This is a genomic window from Corynebacterium epidermidicanis (assembly GCF_001021025.1).
GTDB lineage: Bacteria > Actinomycetota > Actinomycetes > Mycobacteriales > Mycobacteriaceae > Corynebacterium > Corynebacterium epidermidicanis.
Genome location: NZ_CP011541.1, coordinates 312979 through 329555, shown reverse-complemented (window position 1 = coordinate 329555; position 16577 = coordinate 312979). Strand labels below are relative to the sequence as shown.

Sequence of the window (16577 nt, the reverse complement as noted above, 5' to 3'; positions counted from 1 at the left end):
AAATGGGACAGACGAAAAACCGCCACCGGCAAACTTTGGTCAGTTTGCTAGTGGCGGCTTCTAACAGGTACAGCCTGTGTTGACTTGTTCTCTCCTTTTCGACGACGGACGAGGACGAATCCGAGGAGGAGGATCAGGCCTGCGAGGATCGTAATGCCGATGACGGAAGCTCCAGTATTTGCGAGCTTGCTGCCCATGTTCGGCGCCTTTGAGATTCCAAGCACCTTGTCTTGCTTAGCGGGGCCCTGCGCGCCACCCTGCGCGCCACCCTGCGCGCCACCCCGCGCGGGGGCAGGTTTTGCAATTCCGCGCACTTCGTCTTGACGAGGAGCATTGCCTGGCGTTACGGAACCATTCGAAGAACCAGCAGGTGAACCATTCGAAGATCCCAGTTCAGAGGATCCAACGATTCCGCCACCGATGATCGGCAGCAGTGACACCAGTGCCAGCCAAGGGAAGTCGTTCGGGTTGCCCACGCCAACGGTTTGGGCTTGGTCGTTGACGTCTTCGTGAGTGCCAACAACTACAACCGTCACGGTGTTGCCGTTGTGGTCGACGATCTCCTTGATTTCGCGGCCCGGGAAGGTCTTTTCTTCGCCTGGCTTGATTTCTTGGGAGACCTCTTCAAAGACGACCAGCTCGTGCCCCTTGTGGGCCTGCGCGGTTTCTTTGTTCACCTTGAACTCGATGGTCGTGCGGCCGTTAGCTTCAGTTGGCGTGAAGCGGGTTACAGCAGTTACTGCTTCGCCGGTGACCGCGTCGATGACTGGCTTGTCGACGGCCGTCGTACGGATCACGCCAACAACATGAACTGTCTGGTTCTCGTCGTTGATGTCTTCGTGCTTAGTGATCGGCTCTTTACCAGGGGTTACAGGCGAAGCATCGGTGGAGTCACCTTCGTTCTTGCCGTTGTCGCCTTTGACTGGCTGGCCGGCAACATCGAGCTGAGCTTCAAACAGCTTCTCGAAGGCAACCAGAGACTTGCCACCGAAACTTGCAGGGACCTCAAACTCTACGTCGACATGGCCGTTTGCAGACGTTGCCTGGAAAGTCTTCCAAGCCTTGATCCCAGTCGGAGCACCCGTCGCCTTGTCCATCAATTCACCAGTGACGGTGTACCACTTGCCAGCCTCAAGACCCTGGTAGTCAACTCGGTCAACCGCAGTCGAGCCGCCCATTGCCACTTCGTGATCCCCATCCGCCTTGTCGGTTGCCGTGGTGCCGATAGTCGGTTCACCTGGTACTCCAGGAACAACCGGGATGCTTGTCGACGGCGTGGTGGTCGGCGTAGCAGACGTGGTCCGCCAAAACACCCAACCAACCGCCTAAAAGATTAGAAACTTTTAAAAATTTTCAAGCACATATCGTTGAACCGCCAGAAAATCTCGAAATCTTGTTACGGGTTCGAAGCTCTCCCACGAACCAGGTAAGTTATCGATATGCAGTTTTTGGCACTTTTTTGCGGCGTCGCCCCCGCTCCACTCCCCTACCCGGCCGAGTCTCATGAACTCCCTGAGGTGCCTAGCCAGCGGGAACTGAAGTTTCTTGACGACGTCGCCAAGCAATTTCTGCCAAACGACCCCACACCGTCCCTCGACGAAATCCAACGCCAGCCCGACGTCAAGCCCCAAGGTGCTCCCGAGCGGGCTCCGCAGCACCCCTCTGAACCCGTTCGTGTCGTCGTCTTCGGCACTGACGCCGCCCTCTCGGCAGTACTCACCAGGCTCATGCGTATCGACGCCCTCTGGATCGAAATCGCCTTCTGCCCAAACGGCGACTCGGTTGCAGCACAGAATTGGCAACTCGACGGCACGCTCTCCGAAGCTTTCGAAGGGGCAGTTCACCCCGTTCCGCTCATTCGCGACGACGCTGGAATCGCCGTCGCTGGGAGCGCAGCCATCACCGCATGGGAGGGCGGGCCAATAACAGGCGAAGCTATTGTCGACGACGCCACCCTGTTTTCCCCTGGTCAGGCGGTAGGAGCACAGCTCATTCCCACCACTAACGCTCCGGGTCTTGCCGCGGTGCGTATTGAAAAAAAGCTGTTTCGCACTCGAACTGTTCAGGAATCACTGCGGGTCGGCAGGGCACTGCAGGTCGGCGGAATTCAGTTAAGAATTGAAGTTGATGGGGTGAGCCGGAAACGGGCCGTCGATAAGGCAACTTTTTATAGGCACCTGCGGGATTTGCAGGTGGTACGGCCTGGGAAGTAGACGTTTTCACCGTAGAAAATTCATAAGAATTTATGTGATTAAAAATCTAGCGCAATGCGAGGTGCTAGCTTAGACTTAGGTTTTCTACTACTACGTATTACGAAGATCGGTCCATGCGCACACAATCAGAAGGCAACCGAGAATACCTTCCCGTATTCTTTGCGCTTGGTTTTGCAATCCTCTGTCTCTTTTGGGCAGATCTTTACCCGGCACCGTCACAGTCCCCGACGCAAAGATTTTTCAGCGCGTTGATCGCGGACGGCCCGGCGGCAGTTGCCGTATTCGCAGTCGGCTTCTTGATCATGCACCTTGTGCGCCCCTACCTCGACGGGGACGAGATGCATACCAAATCAGCTCGCGCCATGATCTTGGTATACGGTGGCTTAATTGCGATTGTCGCGCTCGCTTTACAAAGCATTCAAGCATCATTCGTGCCGGTACTGCTTGTTACCTCTGCGGTGTTTTTATTTTTACCGTACCTAATCACTGCAACCACCTCAAACCTCGTTTGGCTGTACATCGGTGCCACGCTTGTATCCGCACTGGCCTGTACTTTTGTCCGATTCAATCCACCGATTGGTGGCGAATATCCATTCTTTGCATTTCTTGCCTACGCCATCGCTGGCGTTGTCACTGAGCGACTCTGTTTCCGAAGCCCCCGCCTCTTCCCGGTGCTATTCATGGTCGGCGTGGCGAGCGCGATGGCCGGGCTGCTAACTATCGTGTGGTCAACATTGTTCGCTTACACCAGCGCGAACACCTTGCCTTCGCCCTTGCTTCGATTTCTTTCCCCCGCACCCAACACCGGAGCCTTGCTCAACACGTTGGGTAACACCGCCATGGGCTTGTATTTCGTCACGGGAAGCTTTTTGCTGTGGAGGTCTAAAATTCTCCGCAAAGTTTTGCAGCCAATCGTCGCCATAGGAGTGTCTGGGGCAACCGTATATACGATTCATATTTGCGTAGCTTCGCTGATGTTGACCGACCTCAACACGATGTCGCTTGAGAGAACGGATGGTAGCGCCAGGCCCGCTTTGTCCAATCACCCCGTATTGACCTCCATTGAATGTCTGTTCTTCCTCGTTGTCAGCCCAGTGTGGGTTCGCATCTTCCGAACCGGGCCTGTCGAATATGCCATGTTGCGCTTGAGCAGGATGTTCATACAAGATCCGCCAGACATCCTGCCACCGGAAATAGATCGATCAATTTCTAGCTGATCTGGGAGCGGTATTCAAAGACGGGTTTGTGGATGTGGAATCTCTGAGCTATCCATCGTGCAATCAATGAAACGACCCCAAATACCAAAATTTTGTCCAAAACATCGCTGATGGCACCGGGGCTTGTAAGTGCACCGAAGAATATCCCATAGAACTTCATGAGCAACTCTTCGGGATTGGTTTGGTTCACAATGGGGGCATCGCCCAGCCCTAATGCCATGAGGGGCGCCGCGCTCATTCCGGCTAACACGCCCGTGACTAGACCACTTAGCCCAACCGAGAAGGCTGTGGTGAACCCACCCATTTTCGCGAATAGTCCGGCTGCCCACCCAACAACTACATTAATCATGTAAAAGATGGTGGCTGGCGGATACATGATCGAGAGGATGCCCTGCGATATCGTGGCGGTTAATCCGCCTGCAGAAGGTCCTAAAATTACGGCGACAAGGACAGAGCCGATTGTGTCTAGATAAAGTGGCACTTCCAATTGCAGCAATGTTCCGCCGATGACCAGGTCAAGAACCACTCCTAGTCCGATGAGGGCGAGAGAATTCTTGGTTCCTGAGAGCAGCACAAGGCGTGCAGACATTGCGGCGATCAGCATCAGGATGATCACCTGGATTGGCTGCAATATGCCGGGCAGATAGCTGTTCCCGTCCCATGGCGGGCGAGTTGCAACAAGGTAAGCCCAGTTGACGGCGAAAATAGCGACCATAGCAAACGGGAGCCACCGTGGGTATTGGTCCATTTTCCGAATTCCCGTCAATTGTTCAACCTTCATGGCGGATGGTTACATTGCGAACAATAACAGAAAGCACCTAAGGGGGATAAACCTTAGGTGCTTTCTGTTTCCGAGAGGCTCTTGAGAACACTCTCGAAGTTGTTGCGTGCTACTTCGAAACCGAAGTCCCTACCGAGTGCAGGTCCTGGCAAGCCTCAATGACGCGCTCGGACATGGACTGTTCGGCCTTCTTCAGGTAGGAGCGTGGGTCGTAGGCCTTCTTGTTGCCAACTTCTCCGTCGATCTTCAGGACACCGTCGTAGTTGGAGAACATGTGCGCTGCGACTGGGCGAGTGAATGCGTACTGCGTGTCGGTATCAACGTTCATCTTGATAACGCCGTAGCGGAGGGCTTCCTCGATCTTTTCCTTCTCGGAGCCGGAGCCGCCGTGGAAGACGAAGTCGAATGGGAGGGCGTCGTCGCCAAGCCCCAGCTTCTTACGGGCAACCTGCTGGCCCTCAAGAAGTACCTCTGGGCGAAGCTTCACGTTGCCTGGCTTGTACACGCCGTGGACATTGCCGAAGGTGGCCGCCAGCAGGTAGCGGCCGTGCTCACCGGTGCCGATTGCGTCGATGGTCTTTTCAAAGTCTTCAGCCGTGGTGTATAGGTTGGCGCCGGCCTTAGCCTCGACGCCGTCTTCCTCGCCACCAACGACGCCGATCTCAACCTCCAGGATGATGTGAGCGGCCTTCGCCTTGGCCAGCAGCTCCTGAGCGATCGTCAGGTTCTCGTCGATTGGAACGGCAGAGCCATCCCACATGTGGGACTGGAACAGTGGCAGCTCGCCGCGGTCAACACGCTTCTGGGAGATAGCCATGAGTGGGCGAACGTACTCGTCGAGAACTTCCTTCTGGCAGTGGTCAGTGTGTAGTGCAACGTTGATGCCATAGTGCTTGGCTGCCTCGTGTGCGAAAGCTGCCAGGGCAACAGCACCTGCCACCTTGTTCTTTACCGCAAGACCGGAACCGAATTCCGCACCGCCGGTAGAAAACTGAATGATGCCGTCAGACTCAGCCTCAGCGAAACCCTTCAGAGCCGCGTTAATCGTTTCGGAAGAGGTGCAGTTGATCGCAGGGTAGGCGTAGCCACCCTTCTTAGCGCGATCCAGCATTTCGTTGTAGACCTCAGGAGTTGCAATAGGCATAAGTGTCCTCCAGACAGGATTGAGAAAATTACCTGCCCTCAATTATGCCTGCATCTGAAAAAGTTTGCCGAGCATATACAATACGAAAAATGACCACTCTTGCTCTTGGCCCCCAGTGGATGGATCCGCTCTACCTTCTCAGTGGCTCCGGCCCGTTCGGTAACTTCATCTTGGGAGCCTTGCTCCTCATCGTTTTTATCGAATCCGGACTGCTTTTCCCACTGCTGCCTGGTGATTCTCTGCTATTCACCTCCGGCATGCTCAGCCAACAGCCCGATCCCTTCGCACCTTTGTGGCTGCTGCTCATCCTCACCCCCATCGCTGCGGTTCTCGGCGACCAAGTGGGCTATTTCATTGGCCACAAATTCGGCGACGCACTCAACGACCGCCCCGACGGTCGAATTTTCAAGCAAGAGTACCTGCAGAAATCCCACGACTTCTTTGAAAAGTGGGGGCCAGCCACCATCATCCTCTGCCGTTTCGTGCCCATCGTGCGCACCTATGCCCCACTCGTCGCCGGGATGGCAGGCATGCGCTACCGCGTATTCATCACCTATAACATCATCGGTGGTGTGCTCTGGGGCGGCGGTGTGACACTACTCGGCGCTTGGCTTGGCAAGTACGAGTTCGTGCAGAAGAACATTGAGCCAATCTTCCTGCTCATTGTGTTCGTGTCAATCCTCCCCGGAATCTTTGGTGCGATTAAGGCCAAATTGCAGCAGCGCAAGAACGCCTAGTTAAACAAACTAGTGGGGTGTCGGTTCTAACCGGCACCCCACTCGCGTTTGAAGATCCCGCGCCCAGCCCCTCGGCCAGCGTTAAGAGTCAAAACCAGCTTTTGCCACACGAGCAGCTGCTTCGAGCAGCATCCAGCCGGAAAGCTGCACCGAGAGGTCGCGCTCGGCAATAGTCGAGCCCAGCACCGTGCCCTTCAACGCCGAGCTTCGGGACCCGGAATTCTTCGGCAGTTGCGCTTCGGCGGTCCAATCCGCCCCGAACACCGGCAGGCCATCGACTTCCAACCGGTTATTCCATACCGACTGCGCAGAACGCAACACCAATCGAGCAGCGGTCCGGCGCGCTTGCTTTGACTCAGAAGAATCGCCAGGCAAGCGTTCGGCCACATCAGCGAGGTATCGAGCCAGAATCCCCTTGAAGAGGCCACCGTCTCCCCCGCCGGTATTCGAGTTAAGCACTCCGGTTGGCGTGGCGAGGTGGTGGGAGATGGCGTCGATAAGCTCCCGAGCGCGGGTGACATTGCGGTGTCCTACTTCTTCAGGGAGGGTGCGCTCCGCGATTTCGAGGCAGGCACCGAGGGCAACCCCCTGGCAATAAGGGTGAATGTCGCGGACCAGCTCGGGCCCGTGCATGCGCATACGCATGCCGTCCATGAGTAGGCCGTTGTCGTCGAGGAGGTGGTCAAACATCCAGTCGGTGAGAGTTTGTGCCTGCTCAACCCTGCCCGTGCGGGCCATCATGATGGCTGCGGGGCCGTTCGTGGGTACGTTGTAAAACGTCTCGTGGATGCGCCACGGCAACACGCCGGTGAGGGAATCAATGCCCTGCTCAATGTTGCGCTCCAGTGCCCGCAGGCCTTTGCTTTTCGACGCCTTCGTGAACCGCCCCACGGCAAGGGCCAGCCAGCTCTTGTCGTCGTAATAGCGATTCACTGTCCACGGGTTGATATTGCGCACGCGGATCCCACGGAGCGTGTCCGCGATCCGCTTCTTCCGCAACTTGGTGGACCGTCGGTTCAGGGCATCGATCTGGCAGTCGAGATAATGCGCCTGCCACCAATAATGCCAATGAAAGAACAGCTCATCGCGAGTGGAAGAAGGCCAACTCACCACGGCCAAGTTGGTTCGGGGGATCCCCCACACACGACGCGCATGGCGTTCCGAAATGGCGGATTCCGCTAAATCCGCCCGATGAGACCAAATCTCTTGCACTCTTAAGAACCTACCAAGCTTGACTGAGGTCAGCATGCTGGCGGATCCAGGCATGCATCGCTATGCCTGCCGCCACACCAGCATTAATTGACCGGGTAGAACCGAATTGGGCGATCGAACACGTCATGAGCGCGCCATCCCGCGCAGCCTGAGTCACACCCGGACCCTCTTGCCCGAACAACAACAGGCAATTGACCGGCAGGTCCGCGGTTTCCAACGGCACCGAGCCTGGGGTGTTGTCGATCGCGACGATCGTCAGCCCCTGCTCACGCGCCCAACCGATGAGTTCATCGACGGTGTCATGGTGCATCAGGTGTTGATACCGGTCAGTGACCATCGCTCCCCGGCGATTCCACCGCTTCTTGCCCACGATATGCACGGTGTTGACCGCGAAAGCATTGGCTGTCCGCACGACGGTGCCGATGTTGGCGTCGTGTTCAAAGTTTTCGATCGCGATATGCAGGCTATGGCGCCTTTTGTCGATGTCCGCGACGATCGCATCCCGAGTCCAGTAGCGATAGGCATCAACCACATTGCGCTTATCGCCCTGCTCCAGCAGCTCCGGATCGAAATGCGCATCGCTTGGCCACGGACCTTCCCACGGCCCGACACCAACCCGCGATTCAAACCATTCGGTGGGGCCTTTGTGAACCTCAGAGTCCAAGGTCAGCCAGCCCCAACAACGAGCGATACTCCAGCCCTTCCGCAGCAATAACCTCGTCAGCGCCCGTATTGCGATCAACCACGGTGGCCACACCGACTACATTCGCTCCGGCTTCGCGCAGCGCCTTGACTGCAGTCAGCGGAGAATTGCCGGTAGTCGTGGTGTCTTCCACCACCAACACGTTCTGGCCAGCAACATCAAAGCCCTCGATCCGGCGTTGCATGCCGTGCTTCTTGGTTTCTTTACGCACCACGAAGGCGTGGATTTCCCGACCTTCGGCATGCATGATTGCGGTGGCCACTGGGTCCGCACCCAAGGTCAGTCCACCGACCGCAGCGTAGTCCCAATCCGCCGTGAGCTCGCGCAACAATTCGCCAATCAGCCGACTGGCCTGGGCGTGCAGCGTTGCTCGACGCAGGTCGACGTAATAATCAGCTTCTTTACCAGAAGACAACGTCACCTTCCCGTGCACCACGGCAAGTTCCTTGACAAGCTCCGCTAACTGCCGTTTCTTATCCATGTCAATTTCTCCTTAAAGTTAAAAAATGGTTGGTCGATCATCTGGCCTAATGATCCTCGTACCATCGCTTTCTGGCAGCTGCGCCGGGCCTTCTGCAATGGCGTCGATATCATCAACGCCAACCGGCCGAGGCTCAACCACACCTAGCGCGGTAGGAACAGATCGCTTCGGCTTACGCACCGGCTCCAGTAGCACCAGTTTGGCGGGGTCTTCCGGCTCCACGACGGCGGTTTCTCGCGGCGCCACCATGGGGCGCGTGGGGTCGAGCTGCACGAGTGGCTTCGGCGAACGTGGTGGCAGCACAGCTGCAGCGTCGGCGAAAAGCCCTAACGCTGCGGTTATTTCTGCGGGGTCTTTGTCCTTAAATTGGGCCAGAACCCACTCTGATTCCGCCCACACGGCATCCACGTCGAGTGCTTGTAGAGCAATCTCCATCCGGTCATCGAGCGCACGCTTAGCGACGTCCGGGTCATTGGAATACAACTCGAAACCTGCAACATGCTGAACTGGCAACAAATCAGTCTCAGACTCAAAGGTCCGAAAATCCAGGACAACATCGGATTGGGTGGCCTTCCGGACCGCAAGCACAGGAGTGTTTCCAACGTTGGCGAGGTAAAACTCGCGGTCGTCGATAATTGCTTTCCGCACGTCTTTCGGCGCCATTCCCGCGGCGGCCCCACGTACCCACTCGTCGGTGAGATCGTCACTGGACTTAAGGAAAACCCCAGTAGGGACAGCTGGTTTTTCCGCCCACCACAAAACGGCAGCACAAACTAGCAGCACGACGGCTGCTAGGAAAAGCCACAGTGGATCGATCACACGCTAGATCTTAGTCGACGCGCATCACGGGATTTGAGCGATCCGCCGCCCAGAGCGACCAACCACCAACAAACAGAGCTGCGCCTTCCAACCCAGCATGGTGCATGGCGGCGATCATCTGCGCGGAGTGCAGGCCCGAACCGGAATAGACAATAACGCTCTCACCGCTGGTGATGTTGTGCTGCGCAAACATCTCCCGGATCTCGTCCCGGCTGCGGAATTGGTAGTTCTCGTCGAATAAATCCAGGCTCGGCAAGTTGATCGCGCCCGGGATGTGTCCTGCTTTGAGGTCGAGGGCTTCTTTCCTACCAGCGAAGCGATTGTGTTCACGGCAGTCAACCAGCACTCCGCCATTGTCGACGTGAGCTTTGACCTCTTCGATCGTTGCGGTCGGCAATTGTCCCAGCTGGGGGTTCATGTTTGCGGCAGTCGACAGGTTTCCTGGTCCACCAACGATTGGGAGCCCTTCACGCTGCCAGGCCTGAAGCCCACCGTCAAGGATGCGCACATTCGGGACACCAGCCCAGGTGAGGATCCACCACGCGCGAGCTGCCATCAGGCCTTTATCGTTGTCGTAGACAACCACCTGGGAGTCGACATTCATGCCAACGGTCCGGAAGAGGCGGGCAACTTGCTCATGATCCGGTAACGGGTTGCGGCCCTGTTGTGATGAAGGCACGCCCGCCAACGCAGCAGCTGCGTCACAGAACATGGAATCAGGGATATGCCCATCGCGGAAGCGCAGGTAACTTGCGCCTTCGCCGGGTTCCCAAACGGAGTTGATGATCGTGGTTTTCTTCGAGGTACGGACGCGGTCGAGTAATTCCCGAGGAGTAATAGTGATGCCCATGCCTGCCAGTCTATGTGCCCCGCGCGCGCATCGCCGGGCTGGCCGGGAATTAATTCCGCCTCACCCTGGATAGGAGAAATGCCCAGGCAAGTGGAGTTGCCTGGGCACATGCTTGTCGCTTTACGACGACAAGTCGAGGGTCTCCCCACCATCTGCCACATCGACGTGCACAGTATCACCGTCGACAATTGAGCCAGCCAGCAGCTTCTTCGCTAGCTGATCGCCGATGGCCTGCTGAATCAGCCGGCGTAGCGGACGGGCACCGTAAGCAGGATCATAGCCACGCTCCCCCAGCCAGAGCCGAGCCGAATCAGACACCCGGAGGGTCAGACGACGGGCAGCCAAGCGCGCAGCCAGCTGTGCGACCTGGATGTCCACGATCGAGGTCAGCTGTTCCTCGGACAGGGCGTCAAAGATCACGACATCGTCGAGGCGGTTGACGAATTCCGGTTTGAAGGAGGCCTTCACCGCATTCATCATCTGCTCGCGGGTGCCACCTGCCCCGAGGTTCGAGGTGAGGATCAGGATCGTGTTGCGGAAGTCCACGGTCCGGCCCTGTCCGTCGGTCAGGCGACCTTCATCGAGAACCTGCAGCAGGACGTCGAAGACATCCGGGTGTGCTTTTTCCACTTCGTCGAAAAGCACGACGGTGTACGGCCTGCGGCGCACGGCCTCAGTGAGCTGTCCTCCCTGGTCGTAGCCGACGTATCCCGGAGGGGCACCGACGAGTCGGGCCACGGAGTGCTTCTCGCCGTACTCGGACATGTCGATGCGGACCATGGCGCGTTCGTCGTCGAACAGGAACTCGGCCAGCGCCTTGGCTAGCTCCGTCTTACCGACGCCTGTTGGGCCAAGGAAGAGGAAGGAGCCGGTGGGTCGGTTCGGATCGGCAACACCAGCGCGGGCGCGTCGAACGGCGTCGGAAACAGCAACCACGGCTTCCTTTTGGCCGACCACGCGTTTGCCCAGCTCAGCTTCCATGTTGAGCAGCTTCTCGGTTTCGCCTTGCATCATCTTTCCGGCAGGAATTCCAGTCCACGCCGAAACCACATCCGCGATAGTGTCCGGGGTGACCTCCTCCGTGACCATCGAGGTTTCGACCTTCGATTCGGCTTCCGCCACTTCCTTCTCGAGCTCTGGGATTCGGCCGTAGCGCAGCTCCGCTACGCGGCCGAGATCGCCGTCGCGTTCCGCGCGCTCGGATTCACCACGGAGGCGCTCCAGCTCCTCCTTGGCGGTGCGCACGCGGTCGATGGATCCCTTTTCGTTCTGCCAACGCGCCTTGAGTTCGCCAAGACGTTCCTTTTCATCGGCGAGCTCCTGGCGCAGCTTGTCCAGTCGCATCTTCGATGCGGCATCGGATTCTTTCTCCAGCGCCATTTCTTCGACTTCGAGGCGACGAACAACGCGCTCGAGTGCGTCGATTTCCTGTGGTGAGGAGTCGATTTCCATGCGCAGCCGGGATGCGGCTTCGTCAACGAGGTCAATAGCTTTGTCGGGCAGGAAGCGCGAGGTGATGTAGCGATCGGACAGCGTGGCCGCAGCCACCAGAGCCGAGTCCTGGATCCGTACGCCGTGGTGTACCTCGTAGCGTTCCTTGAGTCCACGGAGAATGCCGATCGCGTCTTCTACTGAAGGCTCGCCGACATAAACCTGCTGGAAGCGTCGCTCCAGGGCAGCATCCTTTTCGATGTACTTGCGGTATTCCTCCAGCGTGGTGGCACCGACAAGGCGCAGCTCACCTCGTGCCAGCAGCGGCTTGATCATGTTGCCGGCATCCATGGCGGATTCACCGCTCGCGCCAGCACCAACGATGGTGTGCAGCTCGTCGATAAAGGTGATGACCTGCCCTTCAGCCGCCTTGATTTCATCGAGAACCGCCTTCAGGCGCTCTTCAAACTCGCCACGGTACTTGGCACCGGCGACCATCGAACCGAGGTCAAGGCTAATCAGAGTCTTACCCTGCAGCGATTCGGGCACGTCACCGGCAACGATGCGTCGAGCTAGTCCTTCCACGATCGCGGTCTTACCGACACCTGGCTCACCAATGAGCACCGGGTTATTCTTCGTGCGTCGGCTCAGCACTTGAATGACGCGTCGAATCTCCTCATCACGTCCGATAACTGGATCAATCTTGCCCTCTCGAGCGAGCTTGGTCAGATCCGTCGAGTACTTCTCCAGCGCTTGGAACTGCCCCTCTGGGTCTTGGGATGTCACCTTCTGCGACCCGCGCACCGACTGAAATGCCGCCTTGATCGTGTCATAAGTCGCCCCGCGTGCATGCAGCAGCTTGGCGGCGTCGTCTTCGCCTCGCGCGATGGCGGCCAGCAAGACTTCGGTGGAGACGAACTCGTCGCCAAGCTCGCCAGCTAATTCCTGAGCTGCGGTGAGCGCGTTGAGGGCATCGCGGTTGAACTGTGGGTTGGCCATATTTGCCCCGCTTGCCGACGGGTACTTGGCCACAATCGCAGCGGCTTCCCCAATGATGACGCGAGGATCCGCTCCCGTGGCCTGCAATACGGGAGCGGCAATGCCATCGGCTTGTTCGAGAATCGCGATAAGTAGGTGGGCTGGACGAATGTCCGGGTTGCCGTTCTTGGACGCGTTCTGCAGGGCACCCTGCAGCGCCTCCTGGGTTTTAGTGGTTGGGTTAAATGAATTCATGCGGTGTGTCCTCTCTTTCTATCTAGCTCAACGAGCAAAAGGTTGAGTCTGTTCCACTCAACTGCAATTTGCGCTGTGATTTATCACACACCACTACTTGATATCACCGTACTCAAGTTTAGTTGTTGATGTGTCAACCATGCGGGTGTAGGATGGCCTCATGAAGGCATTTGGTTTCCTCAGCTTCGGCCACTACTCACTTTCCCCTGCCCAACCTGGCCCCGACGCCACCGAAATGGCCCGGATCCACATCGAACTCGCACAAGCCGCCGACGAAATCGGCGTCAATACCGCCTCTTTCCGAGTGCATCACTTCGTACCCCAGGCATCTGCGCCCATGCCCTTGCTCGGTGCAGTGGCCGGCAGTACCAAGCGCATTGAGGTGGGAACCGGCGTGATAGACATGCGCTACGAAAACCCGCTCTACCTCGCTGAAGAAGTCGCGGCCCTCGACCAGATAGCTCAGGGACGCATCGCACTCGGACTCTCCCGCGGCGCCCCCGAAGCAGCCGACAAAGGATGGGAAGCGTTCGGTTACCAGGCAGAACGCGAAGATGGCTCAGATCTTGCCCGCACAAAGTGGGAGCTATTTCTCGACGCCATCGACGGCTCCGCTTTCGCCAAAGCAGCCCCACTCGGCAAGCAATATCCCAATATGTTCCAGCCGGGGACTCCCCTCCCAATCTTCCCACACTCCCCTGGCCTGCGCGAACGCATTTACTGGGGCTCTGGCACGCACAGCAGTGCCGAGCAGACCGCCCGCGACGGAGTCAACCTGATGTCCTCAACGCTTGTCTCCGAAGTGGACGGGCCAAGTCTCGGCGAAATCCAAGCCGAACAAATCGCACGCTACCGCGCAGCCTGGAAAGCAGCCGGACACGGTTGGACACCACGTGTCTCCATCTCCAGATCCATCTTCCCGCTGGTCAGCGCCCAAGACCACGAGCTTTTTGGCTTGGAAAGCGGTAGCTCTGACCAGGTGGGACACCTCCCGGGAGTAGGTGCCTCCACCTTCGGGCGCAGCTACGCCGCCGAGCCCGACCAACTCATCGAGCAGCTCAAAGCCGACCCAGCAATCGCCGCGGCTGACACCTTACTGCTCACCCTGCCGACCGGGATGGGCGTAGACATCAACGCTCGCATCCTGGAAAACTTCGCAACGCATGTCGCACCAGCGCTCGGTTGGCAACCAAACACCGAAGGGCCTGTCACCGGCTACCCAATCGATTAGCCGGGACTTCCTTCCGCAATCGGCCGCCGATTGCCTTTGAAGCCGCCCGCGAAACTGAGCAACCTCGAAGGCATTCGGCGCACCCATCTAGCACCCAAACAACGGCTAGCTCAGCGCCTCCGCCTTGAGCTCCGGCAGGGTAAAAGCTGCGATGGCAGCGCATCCGAATGCCGTGGCGAAGATCGCAAAAAGTCCCGTAGTTCCCGCGAATGCTAGCACGGGCGGAACGATGAGGGGCGCGATGATCGACGCGATGCGTCCGAACCCGGCCGCAGATCCGGTGCCCTGACCTCGGATATTCGTGGGGAAGAGCTCTGGGCCGATCGCGTATAAGGCACCCCAGGCGCCTAGGTTGAAGAAGGAAAGTAAGCAGCCGGCGGCGATGATTTGCCATTCGGCCGTCGATAAGCCGTAGAGGCCGGCAGAAATTGCTGAGCCGATCAGGAAGGATGCGAGGGTGGCGCGACGTCCCCAACGTTCGATGAGGTAGGCTGCGGCGGCGTAGCCGGGAAGCTGCGCCAACGTGATGATCAGCGTGAACGTAAACGAGCGCACCAGCGAAAAGCCCTGGGCTGCCAGCAAAGATGGGATCCAGATGAAGGCTCCGTAGTAGGAGAAATTCACGAAGAACCAGATTGCCCACAGAGCAGCGGTCCGCCGGCGGACGGTAGGGGCCCAGATCGAGTCGGCTTCGACCCCAGGCCGGGGAACTGGGCGTGACCGGGTATCAAAGAGCATCGGTGAGGATTCGAAATCATTGACGATCTTTTCGGCCGCGTCATGTCGGCCCTTGGATTCCAAAAAGCGCACCGACTCAGGCACCGACATACGCACGACCAGCGCATAAAGGGCAGGAACGCAGCCGAGCGCCAACGCCCAACGCCACCCGTTGTGGGAGCCAGCGACAATAAAAGTGCCGATCAGTGCAGCCAGAATCCACCCCACGGCCCAGAAAGCCTCAAGGATGACGACCATTCGGCCACGCACCGAACGCGGCGAGAACTCCGAAATCAAGGTGGAGGCGACCGGAAGCTCCGCGCCGAGACCTAGGCCGACGAAGAAACGCAAGATCATCAGCACTGCTAGGGATCCGGCGAGGGCAGATGCACCCGTCGCGATGCCGTAAATCAGCAGCGTGGCGGCAAAGACCTGCCTGCGCCCGATTTTGTCCGCTAGCAGGCCGCCCAGGGAGGCGCCGACCGCCATGCCGACGAAGCCCACTGAGCCCAACCAGGAGGTTTCGGTTTTAGTCAGGCCCCATTGGGTCGCCAAAGCGGCCATGATGAAGGAAATCAACCCCACATCCATGGCGTCCAGGGCCCAGCCGATTCCAGAGGCACCCAAGATTTTTGCGTGTTTCTTCGTGACGGGCAGCTCATCAAGCCGCTGATTTCGGGTTAGCATGAGTAAAGCATAGGGTGCCCAAACACTTTGGTCCCAGAAAGGGTGACTTCTCATGTCAGTCGTAGCGACGCTCCGCGCAAAAAGCCCAGCTTTTCGACGCGACGTCCTGCGCGACTTCTTCTCCCAGCACCCCCACATGCGTCTAAAATTCGCCGCCAACGAAGACCATGCGCATACCGAACTTGTCTTCGCCCTCACTTATTTGCTGGAAAACCCGACAGATCCGGAACTCATCCGGACGCTAGCCCGGGATCACATCAAGGTCAGCCCGGGCCAGGAGGTAGTCGCTGATTTCTTCGCGATCCTGCATCGGCAGATTCATCGCTACTGCGCGGATCTCCCTTATGAGGAAGTCCGGCAGGCTGACCTGAAGCTTCAGGAAATCGCCCGGCACTTCGTCGTCGAAGGTGCCCCAGCTACTGCACAAGTCGTGGAAGTATTGCGCCGTTCGCGCCGAATCACGGTGGTGCGACTGATGTCGGAGCAGGACATCGTCTATCACGCGGGCCAGTTCATGGCGGTATCGTGTGAGCTCACGCAGGGCTATTGGCGCAATCTTTATCCTGCGATGCCGAGTTCGGGCGGGATGCTTGAGTTCCATCTTTTCGACGATGACGAGATCGTCCACAGCCTCAGCATGGCTCGTCCAGGAGACATCTGGACCCTGGGCGTTCCGCACGGAAATCTGCACGTCAGCGGGCATAACGACGTCCTGATGATTGCTCACGCAACCGGGCTCGCCCCTATGCGCGCCTTGATTTTGGACATGATGACGCGGCCCGAGCCACCCCGCGTGCATCTGTTCTTCGGCGCGGAATTCCCAGGCGAGCTCTATGATCTGCGTGGGCTATGGGAGCTCGCCGCGATCTCCCCATGGCTCAACGTCACGCCAGTCACCGGCCTCGAATCCGATCCCTGGTGGGTGCGCGCCAGCGAACATTCGCAAGCCCCGCGTGGCCTCCACCTGCAAGAAGTGTCCTCGATCGCGGAAGCCGTGACCAAATGGGGCGCATGGGCAGATCGAGAAGTGCTCGTCGCTGGCCCGGGTGATATGGTGCCTAACACGGTGGCAGCCCTCATCGCCGCAGGCACACCAGAGGAAAATATCCAGTTCTAGTGTG

15 protein-coding genes are annotated in these 16577 nt (G+C 58.2%); 5 read left to right on the top strand and 10 right to left on the bottom strand.

What is annotated here, in order from left to right; translation table 11 throughout:
- Positions 1-47: 47 nt before the first annotated feature.
- On the bottom strand, positions 48-1313 hold the full coding sequence (locus tag CEPID_RS01535; protein ID WP_047239466.1) for a VaFE repeat-containing surface-anchored protein: 1266 nt from the start codon (positions 1311-1313) through the stop codon (positions 48-50).
- 126 nt (positions 1314-1439) lie between these two features.
- Between CEPID_RS01535 and CEPID_RS01530 the strand changes: the two genes are divergently transcribed.
- Complete coding sequence (locus CEPID_RS01530) at positions 1440-2213, top strand: hypothetical protein (protein WP_047239465.1); 774 nt, start codon at positions 1440-1442, stop codon at positions 2211-2213.
- A gap of 113 nt (positions 2214-2326) precedes the next feature.
- The gene (locus CEPID_RS01525) at positions 2327-3430 is read left to right on the top strand and encodes a DUF418 domain-containing protein (protein ID WP_047239464.1); all 1104 of its coding nucleotides are present in this window, start codon (positions 2327-2329) and stop codon (positions 3428-3430) included.
- Here CEPID_RS01525 and CEPID_RS01520 read toward each other — a convergent pair.
- Both CEPID_RS01520 and fbaA read right to left on the bottom strand, forming a co-directional pair.
- Positions 3423-4211 (bottom strand): hypothetical protein, encoded by a 789-nt coding sequence (locus tag CEPID_RS01520; RefSeq protein WP_047239463.1) that lies wholly within the window; start codon positions 4209-4211, stop codon positions 3423-3425. The genes CEPID_RS01525 and CEPID_RS01520 overlap by 8 nt on opposite strands.
- 109 nt (positions 4212-4320) lie before the next feature.
- Positions 4321-5355: a class II fructose-bisphosphate aldolase gene (gene fbaA, locus CEPID_RS01515; RefSeq protein WP_047239462.1), complete on the bottom strand. Its 1035-nt coding sequence runs from the start codon at positions 5353-5355 to the stop codon at positions 4321-4323.
- An 89-nt stretch (positions 5356-5444) separates the two neighbouring features.
- On the opposite strand from fbaA, the gene CEPID_RS01510 reads away from it, so the two are divergent.
- Positions 5445-6092: a VTT domain-containing protein gene (locus tag CEPID_RS01510; protein WP_144413413.1), complete on the top strand. Its 648-nt coding sequence runs from the start codon at positions 5445-5447 to the stop codon at positions 6090-6092.
- An 81-nt stretch (positions 6093-6173) separates the two neighbouring features.
- Here CEPID_RS01510 and CEPID_RS01505 read toward each other — a convergent pair whose 3' ends face one another.
- From CEPID_RS01505 to clpB, 6 genes are all read right to left on the bottom strand, one after another.
- Positions 6174-7304, bottom strand: coding sequence for a glycoside hydrolase family 76 protein (locus tag CEPID_RS01505; RefSeq protein WP_047239460.1), 1131 nt, complete (start codon positions 7302-7304; stop codon positions 6174-6176).
- A 10-nt stretch (positions 7305-7314) separates the two neighbouring features.
- Complete coding sequence (locus tag CEPID_RS01500) at positions 7315-7968, bottom strand: TrmH family RNA methyltransferase (RefSeq protein ID WP_407921603.1); 654 nt, start codon at positions 7966-7968, stop codon at positions 7315-7317.
- Complete coding sequence (gene pyrE / locus CEPID_RS01495; RefSeq protein ID WP_047239459.1) at positions 7958-8488, bottom strand: orotate phosphoribosyltransferase; 531 nt, start codon at positions 8486-8488, stop codon at positions 7958-7960. Before pyrE ends, CEPID_RS01500 begins: the two co-directional genes overlap by 11 nt.
- Positions 8489-8506: 18 nt before the next feature.
- Positions 8507-9307, bottom strand: a complete 801-nt coding sequence (locus tag CEPID_RS01490) for a type III secretion system chaperone family protein (RefSeq protein ID WP_052843280.1) — start codon at positions 9305-9307, stop codon at positions 8507-8509.
- A gap of 10 nt (positions 9308-9317) precedes the next feature.
- On the bottom strand, positions 9318-10157 hold the full coding sequence (locus CEPID_RS01485) for a sulfurtransferase (RefSeq protein ID WP_047239458.1): 840 nt from the start codon (positions 10155-10157) through the stop codon (positions 9318-9320).
- Positions 10158-10277: 120 nt separating this feature from the next.
- Positions 10278-12821 (bottom strand): ATP-dependent chaperone ClpB, encoded by a 2544-nt coding sequence (clpB, locus tag CEPID_RS01480; RefSeq protein WP_047239457.1) that lies wholly within the window; start codon positions 12819-12821, stop codon positions 10278-10280.
- 160 nt (positions 12822-12981) lie between these two features.
- Here clpB and CEPID_RS01475 point away from each other — a divergent pair, with 160 nt between their 5' ends.
- Positions 12982-14052 carry an LLM class flavin-dependent oxidoreductase gene (locus CEPID_RS01475; RefSeq protein ID WP_047239456.1) on the top strand — a complete coding sequence of 357 codons (1071 nt, stop codon included), beginning with the start codon at positions 12982-12984 and terminating at the stop codon, positions 14050-14052.
- 105 nt (positions 14053-14157) lie between these two features.
- Here the strand turns inward: CEPID_RS01475 and CEPID_RS01470 are convergent, their stop codons facing one another.
- Positions 14158-15456, bottom strand: a complete 1299-nt coding sequence (locus CEPID_RS01470) for an MFS transporter (RefSeq protein WP_236684271.1) — start codon at positions 15454-15456, stop codon at positions 14158-14160.
- Positions 15457-15508: 52 nt separating this feature from the next.
- On the opposite strand from CEPID_RS01470, the gene CEPID_RS01465 reads away from it, so the two are divergent.
- Positions 15509-16573, top strand: coding sequence for a hypothetical protein (locus tag CEPID_RS01465; RefSeq protein WP_047239454.1), 1065 nt, complete (start codon positions 15509-15511; stop codon positions 16571-16573).
- Positions 16574-16577: the final 4 nt, after the last annotated feature.

What these genes read in the sequence shown, in the direction of transcription:
- CEPID_RS01530 (WP_047239465.1), top strand. Translation starts at nt 1,440, where the DNA reads ATGCAGTTTTTGGCACTTTTTTGCGGCGTCGCCCCCGCTCCACTCCCC.
- CEPID_RS01525 (WP_047239464.1), top strand. Translation starts at nt 2,327, where the DNA reads ATGCGCACACAATCAGAAGGCAACCGAGAATACCTTCCCGTATTCTTT.
- CEPID_RS01520 (WP_047239463.1), bottom strand. Translation starts at nt 4,211, where the DNA reads ATGAAGGTTGAACAATTGACGGGAATTCGGAAAATGGACCAATACCCA.
- fbaA (WP_047239462.1), bottom strand. Translation starts at nt 5,355, where the DNA reads ATGCCTATTGCAACTCCTGAGGTCTACAACGAAATGCTGGATCGCGCT.
- CEPID_RS01510 (WP_144413413.1), top strand. Translation starts at nt 5,445, where the DNA reads ATGACCACTCTTGCTCTTGGCCCCCAGTGGATGGATCCGCTCTACCTT.
- pyrE (WP_047239459.1), bottom strand. Translation starts at nt 8,488, where the DNA reads ATGGATAAGAAACGGCAGTTAGCGGAGCTTGTCAAGGAACTTGCCGTG.
- CEPID_RS01485 (WP_047239458.1), bottom strand. Translation starts at nt 10,157, where the DNA reads ATGGGCATCACTATTACTCCTCGGGAATTACTCGACCGCGTCCGTACC.
- clpB (WP_047239457.1), bottom strand. Translation starts at nt 12,821, where the DNA reads ATGAATTCATTTAACCCAACCACTAAAACCCAGGAGGCGCTGCAGGGT.
- CEPID_RS01475 (WP_047239456.1), top strand. Translation starts at nt 12,982, where the DNA reads ATGAAGGCATTTGGTTTCCTCAGCTTCGGCCACTACTCACTTTCCCCT.
- CEPID_RS01470 (WP_236684271.1), bottom strand. Translation starts at nt 15,456, where the DNA reads ATGCTAACCCGAAATCAGCGGCTTGATGAGCTGCCCGTCACGAAGAAA.
- CEPID_RS01465 (WP_047239454.1), top strand. Translation starts at nt 15,509, where the DNA reads ATGTCAGTCGTAGCGACGCTCCGCGCAAAAAGCCCAGCTTTTCGACGC.